Genomic DNA, 22,659 nt, shown 5'->3' with positions numbered 1-22,659 from the left:
GGGGGATTCCCCCTGTGAGAGTAGGACGTCGCCGGGCAAAGGCCATTCCCCATGGGGAATGGTTTTTTTGTGCGTTTAATTAGTTTGCAAGTGCGGAATTGGTCAAAGGCAGTTGGCGCGATATAGGAAGGTTAGGCACATGGAAGTTGTGCCACGAAACTGGATAATCGCGGATAGATGATGGTGTTCAAATCAATCCCACTCGCGCGAAGTGCTTTTTGTAATTTGTGTTTTTCGAGAGAGTGATAGTGTGGCGCTCGTAAAACACCTTCGTGCGCCTGTAAACTCTTCTAGCGCGCCCGTATAAACACTTTCTGCGCTCGTAAAGACAACTTTCGCGCCCGTAAAGTCACCTTCTGAGCTCATAACGACGCCTCCCGCGCCCAATCCCATGCATCGACCGCTCAATCCATCGCCTCCCACGCTCAATCCCATGCCTCCCGCGCTCAATCCCATGCATCTCGCGCTCAAACCAAGGCCTCCCGCGCTCAATCCCATGCGTCCACCGCTCAAACCATCGCCTCCCGCGCTCATAAAAGATCTTCAACATCCCATTTCCACCACCACCGCCAGCTAGTTGTCCTCCTTAAGTTCTAGCGCTCATCTAATTCCACTAATGTTGATTAACAAGAGCAATATGAGGAAATGATGACAAGGGATAAAAAATATATATTGTTTATAACAAGTGTGAAGATGTACAAGATGAAAAAGTGCGTAGGTTTTGTGAGTGAGATGACTTCTATTGAAAAAACTATTTATCGTTTTCCTTTGTTAAAAAGTGATCGTTTACTGATGTAATCATTCAGTGAATAATAGGAATTCTTTTTCTTATTAACCCTTCCTTGACACGTCTAATTGCCACTGATAACCTTTTAATAATATTCACATCTAGATAACGTTTCTAATAGGAGGAATTGCAATGTGGGAATCTAAATTTACGCGCGAAGGACTAACATTTGACGATGTTTTGTTAGTGCCAGGTGCATCAGAAGTATTGCCGAAAGATGTGTCACTTTCTGTGAACTTGACGGATAAGATTACATTGAACATTCCAATCATCAGTGCAGGCATGGATACAGTCACTGAATCAAAAATGGCGATCTCTATGGCGCGCCAAGGCGGTCTTGGTGTCATCCATAAGAACATGAGCATTGAAGAGCAGGCTGAGCAGGTCGTTACAGTTAAACGTTCTGAGAATGGGGTCATCACGAATCCGTTTTTCCTTACGCCTGAACATCAAGTTTTTGATGCAGAGCATCTTATGGGAAAATACCGTATTTCTGGTGTTCCGATTGTTAACAATATGGATGAGCGCAAGCTTGTAGGTATTTTGACGAACCGAGATCTTCGTTTCATTCAGGATTATTCAATGATTATCAATGAAGTGATGACTAAGGAAAACCTTGTGACAGCAGCTGTCGGGACAACACTTGAAGATGCTGAGAAGATTTTACAGAAGTACAAAATTGAAAAGCTTCCGATTGTGGATGAGCAAGGAATCCTTAAAGGGTTAATTACAATTAAAGATATTGAGAAAGTGATTGAATTTCCAAATGCAGCGAAAGATAAGCAAGGCCGTCTATTAGTAGGAGCTGCAGTTGGTGTCACTTCGGATACAATGGTACGCGTCGAGAAACTTGTCTCTGCTGAAGTGGATGTTATTGTGATCGATACGGCTCATGGACACTCAAAAGGAGTGCTAGACACGGTTGCGCAGATTCGTAAAGAGTATCCAGAACTTGATATCGTTGCTGGTAACGTTGCGACAGCGGAAGCGACGGCAGCATTATATGAAGCAGGAGCAGATGTTGTTAAAGTCGGCATAGGCCCTGGTTCAATCTGTACGACACGTGTTGTTGCAGGTGTTGGTGTGCCACAAATCACAGCTGTCTATGAATGTGCGTCAGAAGCCCGTAAACACGGCAAGACAATCATTGCAGATGGTGGCATTAAATACTCAGGTGATATTGTCAAAGCACTTGCTGCAGGCGGACATGTTGTCATGCTAGGCAGTCTGCTTGCAGGGACGACTGAAAGCCCTGGAGATACCGAAATCTATCAAGGCAGACGTTTCAAAGTGTACCGTGGAATGGGTTCTGTAGGCGCGATGGAGCATGGTTCAAAAGACCGTTACTTCCAGGAAGATGCGAAGAAGCTAGTGCCTGAAGGTATTGAAGGTCGTATGCCGTATAAAGGTCCTCTATCGGATTCAATCCATCAGCTAGTCGGAGGGATTCGTGCAGGCATGGGCTACTGTGGAACAAAAGATCTTGAAGATTTGCGTGAAAAAGCACAATTTATCCGTATGACAGGTGCAGGTTTGCGCGAAAGCCATCCACACCAGGTGCATATTACAAAAGAAGCGCCAAATTACTCTATTTCTTAATGAATAAACATAGGTAAATGCAACTTCAGCACCTTTCCGTCCGTCAGTATATGAGCGGAAAGGTGTTTTTTTAATCTCTAGCCCTACTAGGTCGCTTCTTGTGCTAAAATATGAAGTGGAATAAAGCAATGACGGAGGTAGTTTGGTGAAACGTAAAATGAATAAATGGGTTGCCTTATTGATCTTGCCATTTATGCTAATGATGACGATCGATTCAGCACCTGTACAAGCAGATTCAACTTTAGGTATCCATGTGGATGGTGCCATCCTAATTGACGCGGACAGCGGTAAGATTCTATATGAAGAAAATGCAGATACACCACTCGGCATTGCAAGTATGTCAAAGATGATGACAGAATATATTCTGTTTGAAGCGATTGAAGAAGGCAAAATCAGCTGGGATCAGGAATACAGTGTAACGGATTATACATATGCGGTTTCACAAGATCGTCGATTAAGTAACGTACCACTTCGCAGAGACGGTACGTATACAATTCTTGAGCTGTATGAAGCCCTCGCAATTTATTCTGCAAATGCTGCAACAATTGCTATTGCAGAAACGATTGCAGGGACTGAAACTGAGTTCTTGAAATTAATGGATGATAAGGCGAAAGAGCTTGGCTTAAAAGATTATAAATTCGTCAATTCAACTGGGTTGAATAATGAATACTTGCATGGGATGCATCCACAAGGGACAGGTGAGAAGGACGAAAACGTTATGCCTGCCAAATCAGTGGCACGTCTTGCCTTTCATTTGATGAAAGACTATCCCGAAGTATTGGAAACAACGAAAATTAAAACAAAAGTTTTCCGTGAAGGTACATCAGATGCCATAAAGATGGATAACTGGAACTTCATGTTACCAGGTTTCGTATATGCATATGAAGGCGTAGACGGTTTGAAAACAGGTACGACTGACTTTGCAGGACATTGTTTTACAGGTACTGCAAAACGTGGTGACAAGCGTGTTATCGCGGTTGTCATGAAAGCAGTAGATGCAAATGGAAAAGGGTCATATAAAGCACGTTTCGATGCTACACGCGCATTGTTCGATTACGGCTTCAGCCAGTTTTCAGAACAAGAATTGCTTCCTGCGGGCTATAAGTTTAAAGATCAGAAAACATTGAACGTGAATAAAGGGAAAGAAAAGACGGTTTCCATAGAAGTGAAGGAACCGATTCGTTCAATGATTAAATCGAGCGAGAAAGATTTGTACGAACCTCAGCTCGTGTTGGATGAAAAGTACGTAAAAGACGGTGCCATTGAAGCACCTGTTAAAAAAGGAACAGTCATTGGGCATGTAAAAGTCGTCAAAAAAGAAGGCGAAGACTATGGCTACGTTGACTCAAAAGACCTTGGCATGGATGTTGTCGTAACAGAAGATGTGGAGAAAGCAGGCTGGTTCTCACTTACTATGAGTGCAATCGGTGATTTCTTCGTTGGCATCTGGGATGGAGCGACTGGATTCATCAAAGGCTTGTTCGATTGATTAAAAAGGTAATGGACCCTTAACAGGAGCCATTACCTTTTTTCAATGCTTGCTTATATGCCAGACTTCCATAAGTCGGTCAACAGCAATGGCAATCTCTGTATCTGCAAGCCCTCCAAACCCAATTAGGAATGAAGGATGTTCACTTCTTGAAGCTGTCCGGTAGGCATTTAATCCATAGACACGGATGCCTTTTGCGGATGCTGTTGCCGTCAATGCATCTTCGTTCATTTTTGTATGGACATTAATGATGATATGCATACCCGCTTCATCCCCAGAATAGGTGACGTGCGGTGCATACTGCTGGAGTGAGTCCGTCAGCAACTGCAATTTCCGTTTGTACACTTTCCGCATTCGGTTTAAATGCCTCGAGAAATGCCCGTCTGCCATGAATCGAGCGATTGTATGCTGATCGAGCCTTGGGACGGTGGAAGAATAATGGATGAACGCCTTCGCGTAACTTTCAAGCAACACTTGCGGAAGTACCATATACGCAATCCGTAGTGAAGGCATAAGTGATTTTGAAAACGTACTAATATAGATGACATTTCCTGCTTTATCCATTCCCTGGAGAGACGGAATCGGCCGTCCCGTATAACGGAATTCGCTGTCATAATCGTCTTCGATGATGAAATGATTTTCATGGGACGAGGCCCAGTTCAACAAAGCAGTCCTGCGTCCCGCAGAGAGCACTGTACCGGTAGGGAACTGATGAGACGGAGTTACGTAAGCAACTGTTGCAGCCGATTGTTGCAGCGCCTGTACGTCCATTCCTTCCTCATCAACCGCGATGGGTATCGCTTCCCGGTTATTATGGTAGAAAACGTGGTGCGTCAGTGGGTAACCGGGATCTTCGATAGCGTAAGTGGCTTCAGGACCTAGTAGCCGGATGAGCAGCGGCATAAGCTGTTCAGTACCGGAACCAACAATGATCTGGTCCGCGGTGCAATCGACTCCCCGCGAATGATATAAGTACTTCGCGATTTCCTGACGTAGTTCAAGATCGCCGTGCGGATGCCCGAGCAATAAAAGATGCTGCGCTGATTCATCAATCACATCTTTCGCAAATTTGCGCCATTGGGTAAAAGGAAAATAAGCCGTATCGATTTTACCAGGGGAAAAGTCGATTTCTAGTTGTGCCAGCGGTTTTTGGGCATGTACAGAGACAGATTCAACAGGCTGCACGTAAGCCAACTCACCAATTTCCTGTACAAAATATCCCCTGCGCGGCTTCGACGTAATAAACCCCTCTGCGACTAGCTGTCCATATGATAACTCGATTGTCGTCTGACTCACGTCAAGGAATTCCCCAAGCTTTCTTTTTGACGGCAGCTTTTCTCCGACAGGCAATTTCCCTTCTGTTATACCTTCTCGGATTTGCTCGTAAATTTGCTCATATAAGGGGACATCAGTTTGTTTATTTAACTCAATTAGCAGCATTTCCATACTTTAACCTCCAACTGACCACTTCGAATAGTTGTAATCTGGTTGTTTTCATATGGTCATACATTAGTATACTTAATAATAAGAAAAGGGGGAAGGTAAAATGGAATTTAAATATGGCGGCGTCATTATGGACGTCATTAATGCAGAGCAGGCAAAAATAGCGGAAGCGGCAGGTGCAATCGCGGTTATGGCACTCGAGCGTGTTCCGTCCGATATCCGGGCAGCAGGTGGAGTGGCAAGGATGGCAGATCCTCGTATCATAGAAGAAGTGCAAAAGGCGGTTTCCATTCCGGTTATGGCAAAAGTACGGATTGGTCATATATCAGAAGCGCGTGTGTTGGAATCGATGGGGGTCGACTACATCGACGAAAGCGAAGTGCTCACACCGGCGGATGAAGAGTTTCATTTATTAAAAAGTGACTATCAAGTTCCATTCGTCTGCGGAGCGCGTAATTTGGGGGAAGCAGCACGTCGGTTAGGCGAGGGTGCGAAAATGTTGCGCACAAAAGGCGAGCCGGGCACAGGTAATATTGTAGAAGCCGTACGACATCTTCGTATGGTCAATGCGCAAGTGAATAAGATCATCCATATGAGCAATGATGAACTGATGGTGGAAGCCCGTGATTTAGGGGCTCCTTATGAAATACTTCTTGCAATCCGTGAAGCGAAGCGTCTGCCGGTCACAAACTATGCAGCAGGCGGCGTGGCAACTCCTGCGGATGCGTCACTCATGATGGAACTTGGGGCAGATGGTGTCTTTGTCGGATCAGGCATTTTCAAGTCGGACAATCCGGAACGTTTTGCGCGGGCAATTGTCATGGCGACAGAAGACTTCAAGAATTATCCGCTGATCGCCGATCTGTCAAAGGATATAGGTACACCTATGAAAGGCTTGGAAATCAGCAAATTGGCGGAAAGTGAATTAATGGCTGGCCGTGGAGTGTAAGGTTTGATTAAACTAAAATAGATGCAACCTATTATTAGAAAGGTCAGTGCGATGAACTATCGCTCTGGCCTTCTTTGAATCTTTTTTCCAAAGCAGACGTAAAGAGAGTAACAAATGGGGAGGGAGAGGAGCATGCACAATCTATTTTCGGTAAAGTATTTATTGCAATCGATCAAATCTGAAGACACGAGCCGGTACGGGGATGAAGAGGTGTTTGAGGAAGTAATTGTTTTAGTCAGAGCGGACGGGAAAGACGAGGCGATGAAAAAGGTCATCGATCAATATGAAGAACTGACGTATGAAAATGCTGCAGGCGGCATGACGACATGGCGATTCGTAGCGGTCTTGGATTGTTATGAATTAGTCGACAATATAGAAGGCGACGTGGATTTCAAAGAAGTGTACAGCCGATATATCCTTGTGGAAATAGGTACGACAGCGGAGGAAGTGATTCAGGAGTTTTCATTGGATAAATGAATCAGAAGTTGGATTGGTATTCCAAGGAACACAAAAAAATGGGGGAACTTCTATGACCGAACGATTGAAAGTGTTTGATGAAGACTATCGATATATAGGTGAGGAAACAAGGGATATGGTCCATGAAAAAGGCTTGTGGCATGAAACGTTCCATTGTTGGCTTGTCGATGAAACAAATGTCTATATTCAAAAGAGGAGCTACGCAAAAAAGGATTTCCCGGGGTTATATGACATTACTGCAGCTGGACATTTGCTTGCTTCTGAAAAAGTGATGGATGGTATCCGTGAAGTTGAGGAAGAGCTGGGAATAACAGTGGATTCTGCTAAGTTGTTGAAGGCGGGTGTCGTTAGAGATGTTATTAGACTTCCCGGATTTATTGACAAGGAATTCACGAATGTATTCCTTTATCAATCAACCTTCTCACCAACCGATTTTTCTTTGCAAAAAGAAGAAGTAGAAGGGATTTATACAGTATTAATTAATGATTTGAAAGCATTATTCCAAAATGAACGCTATCGTGTCCTATGTACAAACCTCATGGACGGTGTACAAGGTGAAGCAACATTGAATGATTTTGTTCCACATGAAACAGATTATTTTAACAAAGTCGCAGAGATGTTGGAACGTGAAAAGTAATAATGTATTTCAAGCCGAACAGTAATCAGAAAGGCAATCCATCCACACCAATTGCGTCATAGCTACGCAACGCATATGGTAAACAACGGAGCACCCCTGAAAGTAATCCAAAGTTTACTCGGACATGAAAAAAGCGAAACTACAAGGATTTATGCCCACCTCAGTGGAAAGCTAAGATATGATCTGTATAACCGGTACTTTTAATAGGGGATCTTTTAAAAAATAAGCGGAAGAGTCATGAAATTTAAAGAGGGAAATGATATACTTGAATTGGAAAGTTATTGGTTTGTTAAAAAGCGGTATGCCGCAAACGGACCATTTTACGAAATAAAATAAGTAAAGATTTTATTACATATTTGACGAAAAATGTGCAGTAGAGAGGGATTAGTTTTTCCCGTAAATTAAAAAAGTAACCATCAGAGAATAAATCTCAATGGCTACTTAAAATGTACTGTTCTCAGTGCTTTGTTACTAAGTTAGTTTGAGTGTTTTTTATATATTTAGTGAAAATAAAACGTACTATTGGTCCCATAATAATGATTTGCAAAGGTAATGCTACAATAAAGTTTTTACTAAACACGGAAAGATATTCTGTGATAATAGAGTTGGAATAAAAACCATTGTGAAAATAGTTTATTCCTAAACCATAAATGGACATGAAAAAAGCCATTCCTGTAACCATACATGTAGAAATTGTTAGTACCTTATAAACTACATTTGTTGTATTAGCTGTTAATCTGAAAGCGATTTTTTTAGCTATAGGACCTACAAGGTACAAGTCAAGAATTATTGCAACCATAAACCCTATAAAAAAATCGGTTATTCCCCCCATGAAAGAAATTTGTCCAAATGTATCATTAAGGTAAAAATTATAAAGCGTCATAAAAAACACCATTCCAAAACACATTATTAAACCGAAATAGAGACTTTCTCTTCTAGTAGTTGGCATACGTCAACACTCCTTTCTGTAACTTAAGTCAGTATATATTTTTGACAAGTTCTTCGTAAGTGACGGTTTTGTGACATTTTAATGTAGAAGAAAACCATTTGATCGCTGAATATTAAGACTATAATGTGTAATTTCCAGGTTTGTGAGGTTTTGTTAAGTGATACATCAGATGGGATTGTATGGCGAATACTTTAAAGCCATTAAAGAAGGTAAAAAGATAGTAGAAGTCCGATTGAATGATGAAAAGAGAAGGAGTATCAGAGTTGGAGATTCAATAGAATTTATAAAGGTCCCCCAACAAGATGAAATTCTAATAGTACAAGTAGTAGATCTTAAAAGTTATGATACTTTTGAAGCTATGTACAATGACATTCCTCTTAAAGATTTTGATTGTGAAGGCTGGACAATAAAAGAAACGATAGATGGGACATATAAAATATACACCCCTGAGCAAGAAAAGAAATGGGGAACATTAGCAATTTTTATTGAGTATTAAAGTGTAACTTATTAAGTTAAAGATGGCGTTTATTGTATAAGAAAAATTGGAGAAGTAGCAGTTGCTATCTCTCTTTTCGAACAATAAAATTAAAAATGATCGTACAGGTTTTATTGCAAGGTTTCACAAACGCTGTTATATTGTTGCTAAAAAGATCCGTATGTAGTACAGTAATGATAATTTAATACATCAGACGATGATGGGAAGCAGTAGCGAGTATGTTTTTCTTAGAGAGCCGGCGGGTGGTGAAAGCTGGTAAAAACACTTGTGAATCCGTCCCTGAGTAGCCGGGTTGAACGAATAGTAAGCCCAGCCGGACATTGAACCGTTATTTCAACGAGTGGATTAGCGTATTTGCTGGTCAATTTGGGTGGCAACGCGGGTAGTTCTCGTCCCTATTATAGGGGATGGAGGGCTTTTTTTGTGTCTTCAAATCGTCGTCAACTACCATTAGGGGAGGAAAAAACGATGTTGGATATTAAAAAGTTACGTGCAGATTTCGATGGTGTGAAAGAAAAGCTTGCGAAACGCGGAGAAGATTTGACGGATTTGGATAAATTCGTCGGTCTGGATGACAAACGGAGAGAATTAATCGCAAAAGTGGAAGTGCTGAAGGCGGAACGTAACGAAGTGTCACAAAAAGTGGCGGAAATGAAGCGCAATAAGGAAAATGCAGATGACGTTATCGCTCGTATGCGTGAAGTCGGCGATGAGATCAAAGCGCTGGATGAGCAATTGCACCAAGTTGAAGAAGATTTAAACTATATCGTCATGCGTATCCCAAATATTCCTCACGAAAGTGTTCCTGTCGGCGACAGTGAAGACGACAACGTGGAAATCCGTACATGGGGCGAGAAGCCTGAATTTGCATTTGAACCGAAACCCCATTGGGAAATCGGGACCGATTTGAAGTTGCTTGATTTTGAACGAGCAGCGAAAGTGGCGGGAAGCCGTTTCGTATTTTACCGCGGCCTAGGGTCTCGCTTGGAGCGCGCTTTGATCAGCTTCATGATGGATCTTCATGTTGACGAACATGGCTATGAAGAAGTGCTGCCGCCGTACTTAGTCAACCGCACGAGCTTAACTGGAACTGGCCAATTGCCGAAATTCGAAGAAGATGCATTCCTGGTTGAAGAAGAGGATTATTTCCTGATCCCGACGTCTGAAGTGCCTGTAACGAACTTCTTCCGCGATGAAATTTTGGATGGCGCTCAATTGCCTGTAGCCTTTACAGCATACAGCACAAACTTCCGTTCAGAAGCAGGTTCTGCGGGACGTGATACACGTGGATTAATTCGCCAGCATCAGTTCAATAAAGTCGAGCTTGTCCGCTTCGTGAAGCCGGAAGATTCTTATGATGAGTTGGAGAAGCTGACAGGTCATGCGGAAAAAGTATTGCAGTTACTTGGCTTGCCATACCGTGCCCTTAAAATGTGTACAGCGGACCTTGGCTTCACAGCTGCGAAGAAATATGACCTTGAAGTATGGATTCCGACACAAGGTACGTACCGTGAAATCTCTTCTTGTTCAAACTTTGAAGATTTCCAGGCGAGACGTGCATCTATCCGTTTCCGCCGCGAGCCGGGTGCAAAGCCTGAATTCGTGCATACATTAAACGGAAGTGGTCTAGCAGTCGGCCGTACAGTTGCCGCGATCCTTGAAAATTACCAGCAGGAAGATGGATCTGTCATCATTCCAGAAGTATTACGTCCATATATGGGTGGCAGAGAAGTTATCAAGTAAGCTTTTGAGCTGATTGAGCTATAGAAAAAGGCGATGCAGAAGGTTACTCAACTTCTCGCATCGCCTTTTTTTGTGCTTTTTTCTTATCCCGCAATGCCCGAAAAAACCCCGAAAGCATCGTGCCGCATTCCTCAGCAAGTACACCTTCCGTGATCTCACATTCGTGATTAAATCTAGGATCATTCAATAGTCTGTACAGCGAATCGACACAGCCGCCTTTTGGATCGCGTGCCGCGTAGACAACGCGCGGTATCCGGGACTGTAAAATCGCGCCTGCGCACATGGGGCAAGGTTCGAGTGTCACATATAACGTCGTCTCCTCCAACCGCCAGCTGCCAACCGCTTCACAAGCGTCCTGTATAGCGGTCAATTCTGCGTGCGTCACCGCATTTTGGGAAGTTTCCCGTAAATTATGCGTTCGTGCAATGACCTCGCCGGCCTTCACGATAACGGCACCAATCGGTACTTCACCGAGCACCTCCGCTTTTTTTGCTTCCTCTATGGCCAACCGCATGAAGTGGTGGTCTATTGTTAGTTCATTCATATATAATCGCTCCTTGAGAATAGTGTACCATTGTTAAATACGACTGTGCTATGGTCTATGTTTCGTCTTTCCACTATGGTAAAATGAAGTGCAGAAATTGACGAATTAAAGGAGCGTTTTTTATGTCTGTTCCGTTCATTACGGTTGAGGGTCCAATTGGTGTCGGGAAAACAACTCTCTCAAAAGCGATTGCAGAATCGCAGCAGTTCCATCAGTTACGTGAAATCGTGGATGAAAATCCATTTCTTAATAAATTTTATGATGACATCGCGGAATGGAGCTTTCAGACGGAAATGTATTTCCTCTGTAACCGCTACAAACAACTAAGCGATATCCAAAAGAAGTTTTTACATGAAAAGCAGCCTGTTGTCGCAGATTATCACATTTTTAAAAATTTGATTTTCGCAAAAAGGACGCTTCCTGCAGAAGAATATGTAAAGTATGAAGAAATCTATGGGATTCTGACAAGGGACATGCCTGTACCGAATATGGTCGTTTATCTGAACGCATCTCTAGAAACGCTCATGAAACGGATCGCATTACGGGGACGTGATTTTGAAAAGAAAATCGATCCTGCATACTTGCAACAGCTGTCTGAGGACTATGAGTTGTTCATCACGAACTTTGAAGCGGCTCATCCGGAAATTCCCGTCATCCATGTCAATGGGGATGACATCGATTTTGTGAATGACGAAAAGGACTTGCAGCTACTATTAGCCAAAGTCGATGAAGCGATACGAAAAGGGGCAAAACAATGAATTTACGAGAAAAATATGGCATTCCGAACAATGCCGTCATTACGATAGCTGGAACAGTTGGTGCAGGGAAGTCGACGATGACGAATGCATTGGCACAAGCATTGGAGTTCCGTACATCTCTTGAGAATGTCGATGAAAATCCGTATTTAGACCGTTTCTATGATAACTTCGAGCAATGGAGTTTCCATTTGCAAATCTATTTCCTGGCAGAACGATTCAAAGAACAGAAGCGTATTTTTGAATATGGCGGCGGCTTTATACAAGACCGTTCAATCTACGAAGATACGGGGATATTTGCGAAAATGCATAAAGACAAAGGGACGATGGATCCTGTCGATTACGATACATATACAAAGCTGTTCGATGCGATGGTCATGACGCCGTATTTCCCGCATCCCGATCTGCTCGTCTATTTGGACGGACCGTTTGATACGATTCTAGCGCGGATTCAGGAGCGCGGACGACAAATGGAACAGGATACACCACTTGCGTACTGGGAAGAGCTGCATCACAGATACGTGGAATGGATCGATTCATTCAATTCATGCCCTGTCTTGCGGATCGACATTACGGATTACGATTTAAAAGCAAATCCCGAAGAAGTCGAATCAATTGTAGAACGGATTGGCAATATGCTGAATCTGTCGGCGGCTTTGAAGAAATAACTGTAATCACTTTCCAATTGCTACTTTGTATATAGTCTTACACGAAACGTCAGGCACATATATTCTATAAGTAAACTAAGGTCTGAACCCAGTGTTGGGTTCAGACCTTTTCACCATTTGGGTTCAAATTGAATATAGTGTACTGACCTAAGTATGAATGTTGGAGTGATGGAGTGAATCCTTTTTACGGAAACGGTCAGATGTGGCCGTTAGTGCATATGCAACTTATGCAACCCGTTAATTGTTACAGTGCAGCGCAGGTTGAATTATGGAATAAGAACAGACTTCTATGGCAACAGCATGTCACATGGACACGGATGGCCATTACTGCCATCGTCTTTAAACTTCCTGATTTGGAATTTGTCCTCGCACGACTATTACGCAATGCAACCGATATGGGAGATGCTCTTCGACCGTATTATGGGGATGAAATTGCAGACGCTTATAGCAAGCTCATATCGGAGCATCTAACGATTGCTGCCGATCTAGTAACTGCCGCTGTTAATGGAGAGACAAAGAAGGTGGAGGAAAAAGAGGCAGAGTGGTATAGGAATGCAGACGAAATTGCTGAATTTCTCCACGCCATTAATCCATATATTGATAAAGAAGAATTTCGGAGAATGTTTTATTCCCACTTGGCCTTAACGAAGTTCGAAGCTATATGTATGATACAAGGCAATTATGCGTTGGAAGTCCAAGTATTTGACCGAATAGAAGCGGAAGCTTTGATGATGGCAGATATGATATCGGAAGGTATATTTAAGCAATTTCCATACATGTTTATACCAAAATAAACAAGGGGCACACTATAATGTGCCCCTTGTTTTTATAATTGTACAAATGATTCTACGAAAAACTCTTTATATAACTCTTTCAGAATCTTTGTTTCGTCCTGTTTTTTCACACCAAATACTAAACTCACTTCTGAAGAGCCTTGATTGATCATGTCGATATTACTACCGGTTCTAGCAATAGCACTCGCTGCACGCGCTGCAAGGCCTGTCGTATATTGCATACCTTCCCCAACAAGGACGATCATGGAGTAATCGTGCTCGACGATGACGGCATCCGGCTCCAGTTCCTTGTGAATCCGTTCAACAATTTTTTGCTCTTTATCCTCAGGCAAATAACGCGTGCGGATGATGATGGATAGATTGTCGATGCCTGACGGCGTATGTTCATAGGAAATCTCCTCTTCTTCAAAGATTTGAAGAAGTCTGCGCCCAAAACCAATTTCCAAGTTCATGAGGTATTTATCGACATAGATCGTTGTAAATCCGCTGTCTGCAGCGATTCCGATCACTTGCTGTTCGTTATAGTCCCGTTCTCGGACAATCAAAGTGCCGGGTGCATCTGGATTATTTGTATTTTTGATGCTGACAGGAATGGATTTTCGGAATGCCGGTATAAGGGCTTCATCATGAAACACGGAGAATCCGGCATAAGCCAATTCCCGCATTTCCCGATATGTCATTTTGTCGATGGCAACCGGGTTTTCAATGATTGTCGGGTTTGCGGCGAACACAGAATCTACATCCGTAAAGTTTTCATACAGATCCGCTTCCGTTGCTGCTGCAATGATCGACCCTGTTATATCAGAGCCACCGCGGTTGAATGTGCGAATCGTTCCGTCATTTGTATAACCGAAAAATCCTGGGAAGACGATGATGCCGGGTAAATCACGAAGTTTTGCCAGAAGCACGTCACCTTCAGGCAATGCACGCACACGTTCCGGCCTGTCACTAACAAGCAAACCGCCTTCTTTCGGGCTCACGTACTGGGCTTCCATGCCGATGAATTGGAAATAGGACGCAATCATTTTTGCATTATTATCTTCACCCGCTGCTTTTAATTTGTCCATATAGAGTAGCGTATCTTCTTTATCCTTAGCGAGACGGTCTCGCAAATCAAGTTCAATTTCATCTGCTATCGTGCCGTCCATTCCGAGGTCTTGCGCAATACTGCGGAAGCGTTCGACAACATCGGATAATTCAATTTCAGTATTTTCATTCGCAAGAGCCTTGTTCGCCAGGCGAATAAGCAGATCGGTCACTTTCGTATCTTCAGAGAATCGTTTACCGGGAGCTGATACCACAACAATTTTACGGTCTTTATCAGAAGTGACGATATCGACTACTTTTCGAATTTGTTCGGCAGAGGCAACGGAAGTGCCGCCGAATTTGCACACTATCATATTCATCAAATCCAATCCTTAGTAAAATGGCAATTGCATGATATATTGAACTTTACCATAAAAGGGGTTGTTATTGAAAGTTTATTTCTCTATAATGTCTTTATGGAAAGAACGAATGTATTTTTATAGTGTACATAGAGCGAGGAGAATCGTCAATGAAAAATGAAATCACTATCGGTTTGCTAGGTTTTGGTGTCGTAGGTGGCGGTGTTGCAACTATTCTGCATGACCACCAAGATGATTTGAGTTATAAATTGGGCGTTCCCGTTAAAATAAAAAAAGTGCTCGTGAAAGATACAACGAAAAAAAGAGATACTGCATTAGCACCGGAGACATTCACAACGGATTATGATGCAATCATCGATGATCCCTCAATCGATCTGATCGTCGAAGTGATGGGAGGAACGACAGAAGCGAAACAGGCAATTGAACGAGCTTTGCGCGCAGGTAAGGGCGTCGTAACAGCTAATAAGGATGTCATGGCTGAATCGGGCTTCGAACTATTGAAATTAGCTGATGAAAATAAATGTGATCTATTCTATGAAGCAAGTGTCGGTGGCGGCATTCCGCTCATCCGTACACTTGAAGACGGGCTTGCTTCCGACAGGATCCGTGCCTTAACCGGTATCGTGAACGGCACGACGAACTTCATCCTCACGAAGATGAAACTTGAGAAGAAAACGTATGAAGAAGCGTTAGCGGAGGCAACAGAGCTAGGATTCGCCGAATCAGATCCTTCTGCGGATGTGGACGGCATCGATGCGGCACGGAAAATGGTCATTCTCGCTTCCCTTGCGTTTTCCACGGAAGTCCATATGGATGATGTGTTCGTCAGGGGGATGGATGTTATTCAGGACGGGGACTTGGAACTTGCTGAGCATTTCGGCTACACCGTTAAAATGGCGGGCTCCGCTAAAAAGGACGAAGACGGCATTGAAGTAGCTGTGGAACCGGTTTTCATCCAGAACTCCCATCCGCTTGCTTCCGTCAATAACGAATTCAACGCAGTGTATGTATATGGAGATGCGGTCGGTGAGACGATGTTCTACGGGCCGGGGGCGGGTTCATTGCCAACAGCGACGAGCGTCACAGGAGATGTCATTGCCGCTTGTCGAAACTTGCTGCTCGGTGTCAATGGCAAGCGGGTTCACGCGCCACAATTTACGTGTGAAGTGAAAAACGACAGCCAAATCATCGGACGCTATTTCCACCGTATTTCAATTAAAGATCAAGTCGGCGTGCTGACAAACTTATCAGCTATCTACAGCAGACATGGTGCAAGCATAGCAACGGTCGTCCAACCAGAAGGAAAACAAAATGTTGGAGTCGATCTAATTATGATTACCCATCATATTTCAAGGCAACAACATCAAGACATTATGCAAGACTTGCAACACGCACCAGAAGTGAATAAAGTGATCAGTTATTACCGAGTGGAGGGCGAAAATAGATGAGAAGATGGAATGGATTAATCGAAGAATACAAAGAATGGTTGCCGGTGACGGATGAAACACCAGAACTCACATTACAAGAAGGAAACACACCGCTTATCCATTTGAAAAACCTATCCGAACAATGGGGCATTAACTTGTATGTCAAAACAGAAGGGACAAACCCGACAGGCTCTTTTAAGGATCGCGGCATGGTGATGGCAGTCGCTAAAGCGAAAGAGGAAGGTAAAACCGCACTCATTTGTGCATCGACGGGCAATACATCTGCTTCAGCAGCAGCGTATGGTGCACGCGCAGGGATGCGTACAATCGTTGTCATCCCGGAAGGGCGGATTGCACTTGGTAAGTTAGCGCAAGCTAAAATGTATGGCGCTGAAATTGTCGCGATTGAAGGCAATTTCGATGAGGCGCTTCGCATGGTACGCGAAGTCGGAGAAGGTAAGATTGCCCTCGTCAACTCGGTGAACCCGTATCGTCTGGAAGGACAGAAGACAATCGCGTTCGAGACGATTGAGCAATTAGGGAAAGTTCCGGACATCTTTGCGTTACCTGTAGGGAATGCAGGAAATATTTCCGCCGCTTGGAAAGGGTTCACGGAATATGATGCGAAAAAAGGCTCCGGCACGCCGAAGTTATTAGGTGTTCAAGCGGACGGCGCGGCACCGATTGTTTATGACCGTGTATTTGAAGAACCGGAAACAATTGCAACAGCAATCCGCATCGGCAATCCTGCGAGTTGGCATTTGGCGACGGCTGCACTGGAAGAGTCACAGGGGACGATTCTATCTGCAACAGATGAAGAGATTCTGGAAGCCTACAGTCTCCTCGCTGCAACAGACGGCATATTTGCGGAACCAGCGTCGTGCGCAACGATTGCGGGCATCAAGAAGCAATTGGATGCAGGGTTGATTGAACAAGGAACGACGATTGTCGGTGTCCTCACAGGGAATGGCCTAAAAGATCCTGAAACGGCGATTCAAGTCAACGAAGGTAAGCCTTTCTTGACGACAGAAGAGTTCCAGACGTTTTTAAGTGAATTGAAGGCAGGCGACAACTGATGGCGGCGCCGATGTTTACAGTTGTCGTTCCTGCGACGACAGCAAACCTTGGCCCTGGATACGACAGTGTTGGAATGGCGCTTGCTTTACATATGCGTGTGACAGTTACGCGCGCTGATGCTTGGCGTGTGAATTATACCGGGGAAGAATATGCAGAACTAACGACAGGGGAAGACAATCTCATTGTACAAACTGTTAAGGAAGTGGCACGCCGATACTACAGAGAAGTGGAAAGTCACTTACTTCACGTTGAATCGGATATACCTCTCGGAAAAGGTCTGGGCAGCAGTGCGACCGCAATTGCGGCTGGCATTGTCATCGCGGAGAAGCTTCTTAGTATGACATTCACGCCCGTTGAAAAGGCGCGTATCGGCAGTGAATTGGAAGGGCATTCGGATAATGTCACGGCTACGTTGCTTGGAGGAGTGACGGTGACATATTTCGCGGGGGATTCGATGGAAGTCATTCAATTGCCGAAACCTGAGATCGGTGTAGTCATTCTTGTTCCACCTGAAGCATTGAAAACAACAGAGTCCAGGGGCTTGTTGCCCGCAGATCTGACACATGCCCAAGCAGCGTCAGGAAGTGCGTCAGCTAATGTATTGACGACGGCTATCGCAACAGGTGATTGGGAGCTTGCGGGACGAATGATGGAGTTAGATGTATTCCATGAAAGGTACCGGAAGTCCTTATTCCCTTCATTTGATGAAATCCGTATGTACTGTCGTTCGCTTGGTGCATTCGGAATGACGATTAGTGGGGCAGGCCCTTCTTTGTTTGTGGCGGTGAAGGATGGCGAGGAACAGGAAGTGGCGCGGAAGTTACTGCAACAGTTCCCGTATTACGAGGCGCTTGCGTTACAACCTGCGGGAGCAGGGGCAAGGATAGAGTGAACTACAACGGGATTCCGCTAGGGCGGGATCCTTTTTTATAAAAACGCATGAAAAAACCCGACCGGAAAGCCGGTCGGGCGATTTATTGTTTCAGGTGAAATTCATAACGGTGTCACAAATTTCATTTCCAACTTATGCGCGATAAAAATATGGCGGAGGAAGAGGGATTCGAACCCCCGCGGGCTTTAACACCCCTGTCGGTTTTCAAGACCGATCCCTTCAGCCGGGCTTGGGTATTCCTCCGTGTTGAACAAATAATAATTTAACACGATTTAAAGATGGCGTCAACTATTATTATGAAATTTATTTTAGAATTTATTCTGATTTACATGAAGCAACTGTCTTAAGACCTTTAAATAGGCGTTTGATGAAACAACTCTCGTAAGAAACAAAACTAATCGAAAGGGATGTGTTGATTTCGCTGTTATAAATGAGTATACTAAAAGAGCCGTGCTAGGTGGGGAGGTAGCGGTGCCCTGTAGCTTGCAATCCGCTCTAGCAAGACTGAATCCCTTTCCTGAGGCTGTCCGCATGTAGGGTCTGCCTTTTGCACGTAGTGTTGACGTCTGGGTCCTGCGCAATGGGAACCCATGAACCATGTCAGGTCCGGAAGGAAGCAGCATTAAGTGGTATTTCTCATGTGCCGCGGGGCAGCCTAGGCTGAGCTGTCGACAAGAGTAACGCTTATGTGCGGCAGTCGAAGGAAGGTGCACGGCATTACATAAGCAAGTCTAATCCGTCCATTCATTGGGCGGTTTTTTTTATACAGAAAAACGTATGTTGTTAAATGTCTAAGGCACTTTATTTCACTTATGTATGGTATAATATAAGGACTACTATTCGAAATGGAAAGGAGGGGGAATCGTGGTATATCAAGCTTTTTACCGGGTATATCGACCGCAGTCCTTTGGTGAGATGTCGGGTCAGAAACACGTCAAACAGACATTGCAGAACGCTCTTCTCCACAGTAAGACCTCTCACGCGTATCTGTTTTCCGGTCCGCGGGGAACAGGGAAGACGAGTGCTGCGAAAGTATTTGCAAAAGCCTTGAATTGCGAGCAGGCACCAGCGAAAGAACCGTGTAATGAATGTCCAACTTGCCTCAGTATCACAGAAGGTTCGAACACAGATGTAATTGAATTTGACGCTGCTTCCAATTCGCGCGTTGAGGAAATTCGGGACATTATCGAGAAAGTGCGATTCGCCCCTTCCAATGCGCGCTTTAAAGTGTACATCATTGATGAGGTACATATGTTATCGAACTCGGCTTTTAACGCGTTGCTTAAAACATTGGAAGAACCGCCTCCGCACGCTGTGTTCATCTTAGCGACGACTGAGCCTCATAAACTGCCGCTGACAATCATTTCCCGCTGTCAACGCTTCGATTTTAAACCGATTACGTCTGCTGAGATTGTCGACCGGATGAAGCAAGTTGTGTCAGACGCAGGCGTGGAAGCTGATGAAGCAGCATTAAAAGTCATAGCTCAGGCTGCTTCAGGCGGTATGCGTGATGCACTCAGCATGTTAGATCAGGTCGTGTCGTTCAGTGGAGACCGACTGACGGCTGAAGCCGCGTTGCTTGTGACAGGTTCAATCGGTGAAGATATCTTCTACCAGTTGGCTGAGGCATTGCTTTCTAAAGATGCGGCGGCTGCATTGATGTTGTTAGACCAGCTAATTATTGAAGGGAAAGATGTTTCGAGATTAGCGGAGGATTTAATCACCTTCTTTAGGGATCTGCTTTTATTAAGGACAGCACCGGACTTATCAAATCTACTTGAACTTGTATCTAACGAAGAGCGTTTTGTATCAATGTCAAGTGCGTTTGAACCTGAGACGCTCTATACATACATTGATATACTATCGAAAACGCAACAGGAAATGCGATTTTCCAATCATGCGAAGGTGTACGTTGAATCCGCTCTACTTAAGATGATTCACTATGAAGGACCTGTGGCGACTTCAAGTCACGCACCAGATCCACATCTATCGCAGAAAGTGGAAAGTCTTGAGCGACTCATAAGTGAACTGCAACAACAAATAACAAACGGAGTCCGTCCTTCAGAAGAGGCCGGAGCGGCTGCACCGCCTAAGAAAAACAGTTCGAAAACATCACAGTCTTTCCGTATACCGACCGGCAAGATTAACGAAGTGTTAAAAGGCGCTACACGTCAGGATATTCAAGTGATCCGGGAAGAGTGGGCGGGCATGATGCATACAATGCAGAGGTCTCATTCCGCGCTTCTGGAAGAAACGGAACCTGTGGCGGCATCTGACAGTGCTTTTGTGTTAAAATTCAAATATGAAATCCATTGCCTTATGGCATCAGAAAATCCTTCACTTCGATCCGGCCTTTCAGATGCGTTACTATCTAAAACTGGAAAGTCCTACGATGTTGTCTATGTACCGGAGGATGGTTGGCTGAAAGTGAGAGAGGAATTCATTCGCAATAATGATTTGACGAAGCAACCAGACGATGAAACGGATACAGCAGGCGGTGGAAACGAAGACGCGGTGGAAGAAATACCGAACTTCATGCAAGAAGCCGAAGAGCAAAATACTGATCCAATTGTTGCGGAAGCGGAAAAAATGTTTGGCAAGGACTTCATAACAGTACATGATGATTAAACCAAATTTGAGGAGGAACTCACAATGCGCGGTATGGGAAATATGCAAGGTATGATGAAGCAAATGCAGAAAATGCAAAAACAAATGGCAGAAGCTCAGGAAGAACTAGGTGAAAAGCGTCTAGAAGGATCAGCGGGTGGTGGCATGGTGAAAGTAATCGTTTCTGGGCAGAAACAAGTGCTTGAAGTGGTTATTGATCCGACAGTCGTAGATCCTGAAGATGTTGAAATGTTACAAGATCTAGTCGTAATCGCTACAAATGAAGCAATGGCAGCAGCTGAAGAACTATCGAACTCCACAATGGGGCAATTCACGAAAGGATTGAACCTGCCTGGAATGTTCTAGGAGGAAAAACTATGCACTATCCTGAACCAATATCAAAACTAATTGATAGTTTTATGAAATTGCCAGGCATCGGCCCGAAAACAGCGGGCCGTCTGGCGTTTTTTGTGTTAAGTATGAAAGAAGACACTGTTCTTGATTTTGCGAAGGCGTTAGTTGACGCGAAAAGGAATCTGCGTTTTTGTTCTGTTTGCGGCCATATTACAGATATCGACCCTTGCCATATTTGTCAGGACACATCACGTGACCGTTCAATGATCTGTGTTGTCCAAGATCCGAAAGACGTTATCGCTATGGAGAAAATGCGGGATTATAAAGGTCTTTATCATGTGTTGCATGGTTCAATTTCGCCGATGGACGGCATTGGCCCTGAAGATATTAACGTACCCTCCTTGTTAACTCGATTGCAAGATGAGGAAGTTGAAGAACTGATTCTCGCGACAAACCCTACAATTGAAGGGGAAGCTACAGCAATGTACATTTCTAGACTTGTAAAACCGTCAGGCATTACAACGACAAGGATTGCGCATGGTCTTCCAGTTGGTGGAGATCTGGAATATGCCGATGAAGTGACGTTATCCAAAGCACTCGAAGGACGCAGGGAATTATAGGGGGAAACGTCCATGTTTGGCCGAAACAGAAAGTTAAAGAAAGAATTTGATGAACGATTACTGAATCTGCTACTTGAAACGAAAAGTGAATGGGAGCGGGCAAGAGGAATCGAAAAGTATGTAAATGAGTATGATGAAGAAATACTTGTCCAGCGCAAAATAGCGGAGAGCAAGTATTTTCATTTATTCAAAGAAGCAAAAGAACGTGATCTGCGGGTTGAACAGGATTAAACGGCTTTTGATTTCATCGACAACGTTAAGCACGTGATAATTGTTCAGGGAAGCGCATAGAGTGGACTACTAGTCGAAAGGAGCGCTTTCCATGAAAATTATCGGAGTCGCAAGTATAGGAGTCGTTCTTCTCCTTCTATTAATGATGGATAAAAAACAAATTGGAAAATTGACGGAGAAGCTGTCGATATTCTGGTTCAGATTAGCATTTGCATTTCTAGCTCTGTTTATCTTGAATATAGCTGGAGGATTTGTGGGGATTTACTTCCCTGTCAACATTGCATCAGGATTTATGTTAGCAATTTTGGGTATCCCGGGCTTTGCAGCATTGTTTGCATTCGCGTTTTTCTTATAAGACTCTCATCTATAGTAGAGAAAAGAATTCGCTATTAGAGATAATGACTTCACGGCTGATTGGTTCATAGCGATGTTGCCAACAACATATCAGCCGCGAAATCAATCTTGCAAACAAGTGGACAAGCGCTCGCTATAATAGAAGGAAAAAGAAATTTAACAAAAAGGTTGCAATTAAAAAGACCAGATGTTATATTATATAACGTTGCACTTCTGGTAAACGAAAACAACTTAAAAAATGAGTGAAAAACTTTTTTAGAAAAGTTGTTGACAAACAGAATGCTAAAGTGGTATTATATAAAAGTTGCTTCTGAACGAAGCGGCCAACATAGTAACACAATGAACCTTGAAAACTGAACAG

At 43.8% G+C, this 22,659-nt stretch carries 24 protein-coding genes, 1 tRNA gene, 1 other RNA gene and 1 other annotated feature; of the genes, 20 read left to right on the top strand and 6 right to left on the bottom strand.

Features of this window, described 5'->3' with window-relative positions; all coding sequences use genetic code 11:
• Positions 1 to 192: 192 nt before the first annotated feature.
• Positions 193 to 429: a hypothetical protein gene (locus H9649_RS17545; protein WP_191696199.1), complete on the bottom strand. Its 237-nt coding sequence runs from the start codon at positions 427 to 429 to the stop codon at positions 193 to 195.
• 490 nt (positions 430 to 919) lie between these two features.
• Between H9649_RS17545 and guaB the strand changes: the two genes are divergently transcribed.
• Positions 920 to 2,386, top strand: coding sequence for an IMP dehydrogenase (gene guaB / locus H9649_RS17540; RefSeq protein ID WP_191696198.1), 1,467 nt, complete (start codon positions 920 to 922; stop codon positions 2,384 to 2,386).
• Positions 2,387 to 2,579: 193 nt separating this feature from the next.
• Positions 2,580 to 3,875, top strand: a complete 1,296-nt coding sequence (locus H9649_RS17535; protein WP_404828793.1) for a serine hydrolase — start codon at positions 2,580 to 2,582, stop codon at positions 3,873 to 3,875.
• A gap of 42 nt (positions 3,876 to 3,917) precedes the next feature.
• Here the strand turns inward: H9649_RS17535 and pdxR are convergent, their stop codons facing one another.
• Positions 3,918 to 5,321 carry a MocR-like pyridoxine biosynthesis transcription factor PdxR gene (gene pdxR, locus H9649_RS17530; RefSeq protein ID WP_191696197.1) on the bottom strand — a complete coding sequence of 468 codons (1,404 nt, stop codon included), beginning with the start codon at positions 5,319 to 5,321 and terminating at the stop codon, positions 3,918 to 3,920.
• A gap of 100 nt (positions 5,322 to 5,421) precedes the next feature.
• Between pdxR and pdxS the strand changes: the two genes are divergently transcribed.
• The 4 genes from pdxS to H9649_RS17510 all read left to right on the top strand — a co-directional run bounded on the left by pdxS (position 5,422) and on the right by H9649_RS17510 (position 7,585).
• A complete protein-coding gene (pdxS, locus tag H9649_RS17525; protein WP_191696196.1) occupies positions 5,422 to 6,267 on the top strand; it encodes a pyridoxal 5'-phosphate synthase lyase subunit PdxS in 846 nt (281 codons plus the stop codon).
• 132 nt (positions 6,268 to 6,399) lie between these two features.
• Entirely contained in the window at positions 6,400 to 6,744 is a 345-nt protein-coding gene (locus tag H9649_RS17520) for a DUF4288 domain-containing protein (protein ID WP_191696195.1), read from the top strand.
• A 52-nt stretch (positions 6,745 to 6,796) separates the two neighbouring features.
• Positions 6,797 to 7,381, top strand: coding sequence for an NUDIX hydrolase (locus tag H9649_RS17515; protein ID WP_191696194.1), 585 nt, complete (start codon positions 6,797 to 6,799; stop codon positions 7,379 to 7,381).
• Between the two features lie 6 nt (positions 7,382 to 7,387).
• A complete protein-coding gene (locus H9649_RS17510; protein WP_191696203.1) occupies positions 7,388 to 7,585 on the top strand; it encodes a tyrosine-type recombinase/integrase in 198 nt (65 codons plus the stop codon).
• A gap of 253 nt (positions 7,586 to 7,838) precedes the next feature.
• Here H9649_RS17510 and H9649_RS17505 read toward each other — a convergent pair whose 3' ends face one another.
• Positions 7,839 to 8,330 (bottom strand): DUF2798 domain-containing protein, encoded by a 492-nt coding sequence (locus H9649_RS17505; protein WP_191696193.1) that lies wholly within the window; start codon positions 8,328 to 8,330, stop codon positions 7,839 to 7,841.
• Between the two features lie 157 nt (positions 8,331 to 8,487).
• Here H9649_RS17505 and H9649_RS17500 point away from each other — a divergent pair, with 157 nt between their 5' ends.
• Both H9649_RS17500 and serS read left to right on the top strand, forming a co-directional pair.
• Positions 8,488 to 8,826: an ASCH domain-containing protein gene (locus tag H9649_RS17500; RefSeq protein WP_404828791.1), complete on the top strand. Its 339-nt coding sequence runs from the start codon at positions 8,488 to 8,490 to the stop codon at positions 8,824 to 8,826.
• A gap of 187 nt (positions 8,827 to 9,013) precedes the next feature.
• Positions 9,014 to 9,226: a binding site (T-box leader), on the top strand.
• Positions 9,227 to 9,294: 68 nt separating this feature from the next.
• Positions 9,295 to 10,569: a serine--tRNA ligase gene (serS, locus tag H9649_RS17495; RefSeq protein WP_191696192.1), complete on the top strand. Its 1,275-nt coding sequence runs from the start codon at positions 9,295 to 9,297 to the stop codon at positions 10,567 to 10,569.
• 43 nt (positions 10,570 to 10,612) lie between these two features.
• Here serS and tadA read toward each other — a convergent pair whose 3' ends face one another.
• Positions 10,613 to 11,113, bottom strand: a complete 501-nt coding sequence (gene tadA / locus H9649_RS17490) for a tRNA adenosine(34) deaminase TadA (RefSeq protein WP_191696191.1) — start codon at positions 11,111 to 11,113, stop codon at positions 10,613 to 10,615.
• 122 nt (positions 11,114 to 11,235) lie between these two features.
• Between tadA and H9649_RS17485 the strand changes: the two genes are divergently transcribed.
• The 3 genes from H9649_RS17485 to H9649_RS17475 all read left to right on the top strand — a co-directional run bounded on the left by H9649_RS17485 (position 11,236) and on the right by H9649_RS17475 (position 13,330).
• Complete coding sequence (locus tag H9649_RS17485) at positions 11,236 to 11,871, top strand: deoxynucleoside kinase (protein ID WP_191696190.1); 636 nt, start codon at positions 11,236 to 11,238, stop codon at positions 11,869 to 11,871.
• A complete protein-coding gene (locus H9649_RS17480) occupies positions 11,868 to 12,536 on the top strand; it encodes a deoxynucleoside kinase (RefSeq protein ID WP_191696189.1) in 669 nt (222 codons plus the stop codon). The genes H9649_RS17485 and H9649_RS17480 overlap by 4 nt, the downstream gene beginning before the upstream one ends.
• A 218-nt stretch (positions 12,537 to 12,754) precedes the next feature.
• Entirely contained in the window at positions 12,755 to 13,330 is a 576-nt protein-coding gene (locus H9649_RS17475) for a hypothetical protein (protein ID WP_404828792.1), read from the top strand.
• Positions 13,331 to 13,362: 32 nt separating this feature from the next.
• Here the strand turns inward: H9649_RS17475 and H9649_RS17470 are convergent, their stop codons facing one another.
• Positions 13,363 to 14,730 (bottom strand): aspartate kinase, encoded by a 1,368-nt coding sequence (locus tag H9649_RS17470; RefSeq protein ID WP_191696200.1) that lies wholly within the window; start codon positions 14,728 to 14,730, stop codon positions 13,363 to 13,365.
• A 155-nt stretch (positions 14,731 to 14,885) separates the two neighbouring features.
• Between H9649_RS17470 and H9649_RS17465 the strand changes: the two genes are divergently transcribed.
• From H9649_RS17465 to thrB, 3 genes are read left to right on the top strand one after another with little or no spacing between them, the layout of a single operon-like run.
• On the top strand, positions 14,886 to 16,184 hold the full coding sequence (locus H9649_RS17465) for a homoserine dehydrogenase (protein ID WP_191696188.1): 1,299 nt from the start codon (positions 14,886 to 14,888) through the stop codon (positions 16,182 to 16,184).
• Positions 16,181 to 17,239 (top strand): threonine synthase, encoded by a 1,059-nt coding sequence (gene thrC, locus H9649_RS17460; protein ID WP_191696187.1) that lies wholly within the window; start codon positions 16,181 to 16,183, stop codon positions 17,237 to 17,239. Before H9649_RS17465 ends, thrC begins: the two co-directional genes overlap by 4 nt.
• Complete coding sequence (gene thrB / locus H9649_RS17455) at positions 17,239 to 18,132, top strand: homoserine kinase (protein WP_191696186.1); 894 nt, start codon at positions 17,239 to 17,241, stop codon at positions 18,130 to 18,132. Before thrC ends, thrB begins: the two co-directional genes overlap by 1 nt.
• Positions 18,133 to 18,282: 150 nt before the next feature.
• On the opposite strand, the gene H9649_RS17450 is transcribed toward thrB, so the two are convergent.
• A tRNA-Ser gene (locus H9649_RS17450) sits at positions 18,283 to 18,375 on the bottom strand.
• A 205-nt stretch (positions 18,376 to 18,580) separates the two neighbouring features.
• On the opposite strand from H9649_RS17450, the gene ffs reads away from it, so the two are divergent.
• The 6 genes from ffs (at position 18,581) to H9649_RS17420 (ending at position 22,299) form a co-directional block, all read left to right on the top strand.
• An RNA gene (ffs, locus tag H9649_RS17445) (signal recognition particle sRNA large type) lies at positions 18,581 to 18,847 on the top strand.
• 149 nt (positions 18,848 to 18,996) lie between these two features.
• The gene (gene dnaX, locus H9649_RS17440) at positions 18,997 to 20,760 is read left to right on the top strand and encodes a DNA polymerase III subunit gamma/tau (RefSeq protein ID WP_191696185.1); all 1,764 of its coding nucleotides are present in this window, start codon (positions 18,997 to 18,999) and stop codon (positions 20,758 to 20,760) included.
• Between the two features lie 24 nt (positions 20,761 to 20,784).
• Complete coding sequence (locus H9649_RS17435) at positions 20,785 to 21,105, top strand: YbaB/EbfC family nucleoid-associated protein (protein ID WP_191696184.1); 321 nt, start codon at positions 20,785 to 20,787, stop codon at positions 21,103 to 21,105.
• 11 nt (positions 21,106 to 21,116) lie between these two features.
• Positions 21,117 to 21,713 (top strand): recombination mediator RecR, encoded by a 597-nt coding sequence (recR, locus tag H9649_RS17430; protein ID WP_191696183.1) that lies wholly within the window; start codon positions 21,117 to 21,119, stop codon positions 21,711 to 21,713.
• Positions 21,714 to 21,725: 12 nt separating this feature from the next.
• Positions 21,726 to 21,944 (top strand): YaaL family protein, encoded by a 219-nt coding sequence (locus H9649_RS17425; RefSeq protein ID WP_191696182.1) that lies wholly within the window; start codon positions 21,726 to 21,728, stop codon positions 21,942 to 21,944.
• 91 nt (positions 21,945 to 22,035) lie between these two features.
• Positions 22,036 to 22,299 (top strand): pro-sigmaK processing inhibitor BofA family protein, encoded by a 264-nt coding sequence (locus H9649_RS17420; protein ID WP_191696181.1) that lies wholly within the window; start codon positions 22,036 to 22,038, stop codon positions 22,297 to 22,299.
• Positions 22,300 to 22,659: the final 360 nt, after the last annotated feature.

This window comes from Sporosarcina quadrami (assembly GCF_014836615.1).
Classification (GTDB): Bacteria; Bacillota; Bacilli; order Bacillales_A; family Planococcaceae; genus Sporosarcina; species Sporosarcina quadrami.
Note: the sequence above shows the minus strand (reverse complement) of the source record. Positions and strands in the feature narration are given on the sequence as shown.

Coding starts and splice junctions, on each gene's coding strand:
- guaB (WP_191696198.1), top strand. CDS start 920: ATGTGGGAATCTAAATTTACGCGCGAAGGACTAACATTTGACGATGTT.
- H9649_RS17535 (WP_404828793.1), top strand. CDS start 2,580: ATGCTAATGATGACGATCGATTCAGCACCTGTACAAGCAGATTCAACT.
- pdxR (WP_191696197.1), bottom strand. CDS start 5,321: ATGGAAATGCTGCTAATTGAGTTAAATAAACAAACTGATGTCCCCTTA.
- pdxS (WP_191696196.1), top strand. CDS start 5,422: ATGGAATTTAAATATGGCGGCGTCATTATGGACGTCATTAATGCAGAG.
- H9649_RS17520 (WP_191696195.1), top strand. CDS start 6,400: ATGCACAATCTATTTTCGGTAAAGTATTTATTGCAATCGATCAAATCT.
- H9649_RS17515 (WP_191696194.1), top strand. CDS start 6,797: ATGACCGAACGATTGAAAGTGTTTGATGAAGACTATCGATATATAGGT.
- H9649_RS17505 (WP_191696193.1), bottom strand. CDS start 8,330: ATGCCAACTACTAGAAGAGAAAGTCTCTATTTCGGTTTAATAATGTGT.
- serS (WP_191696192.1), top strand. CDS start 9,295: ATGTTGGATATTAAAAAGTTACGTGCAGATTTCGATGGTGTGAAAGAA.
- tadA (WP_191696191.1), bottom strand. CDS start 11,113: ATGAATGAACTAACAATAGACCACCACTTCATGCGGTTGGCCATAGAG.
- H9649_RS17485 (WP_191696190.1), top strand. CDS start 11,236: ATGTCTGTTCCGTTCATTACGGTTGAGGGTCCAATTGGTGTCGGGAAA.
- H9649_RS17480 (WP_191696189.1), top strand. CDS start 11,868: ATGAATTTACGAGAAAAATATGGCATTCCGAACAATGCCGTCATTACG.
- H9649_RS17475 (WP_404828792.1), top strand. CDS start 12,755: ATGCAACTTATGCAACCCGTTAATTGTTACAGTGCAGCGCAGGTTGAA.
- H9649_RS17470 (WP_191696200.1), bottom strand. CDS start 14,730: ATGATAGTGTGCAAATTCGGCGGCACTTCCGTTGCCTCTGCCGAACAA.
- H9649_RS17465 (WP_191696188.1), top strand. CDS start 14,886: ATGAAAAATGAAATCACTATCGGTTTGCTAGGTTTTGGTGTCGTAGGT.
- thrC (WP_191696187.1), top strand. CDS start 16,181: ATGAGAAGATGGAATGGATTAATCGAAGAATACAAAGAATGGTTGCCG.
- thrB (WP_191696186.1), top strand. CDS start 17,239: ATGGCGGCGCCGATGTTTACAGTTGTCGTTCCTGCGACGACAGCAAAC.
- H9649_RS17435 (WP_191696184.1), top strand. CDS start 20,785: ATGCGCGGTATGGGAAATATGCAAGGTATGATGAAGCAAATGCAGAAA.
- recR (WP_191696183.1), top strand. CDS start 21,117: ATGCACTATCCTGAACCAATATCAAAACTAATTGATAGTTTTATGAAA.
- H9649_RS17425 (WP_191696182.1), top strand. CDS start 21,726: ATGTTTGGCCGAAACAGAAAGTTAAAGAAAGAATTTGATGAACGATTA.
- H9649_RS17420 (WP_191696181.1), top strand. CDS start 22,036: ATGAAAATTATCGGAGTCGCAAGTATAGGAGTCGTTCTTCTCCTTCTA.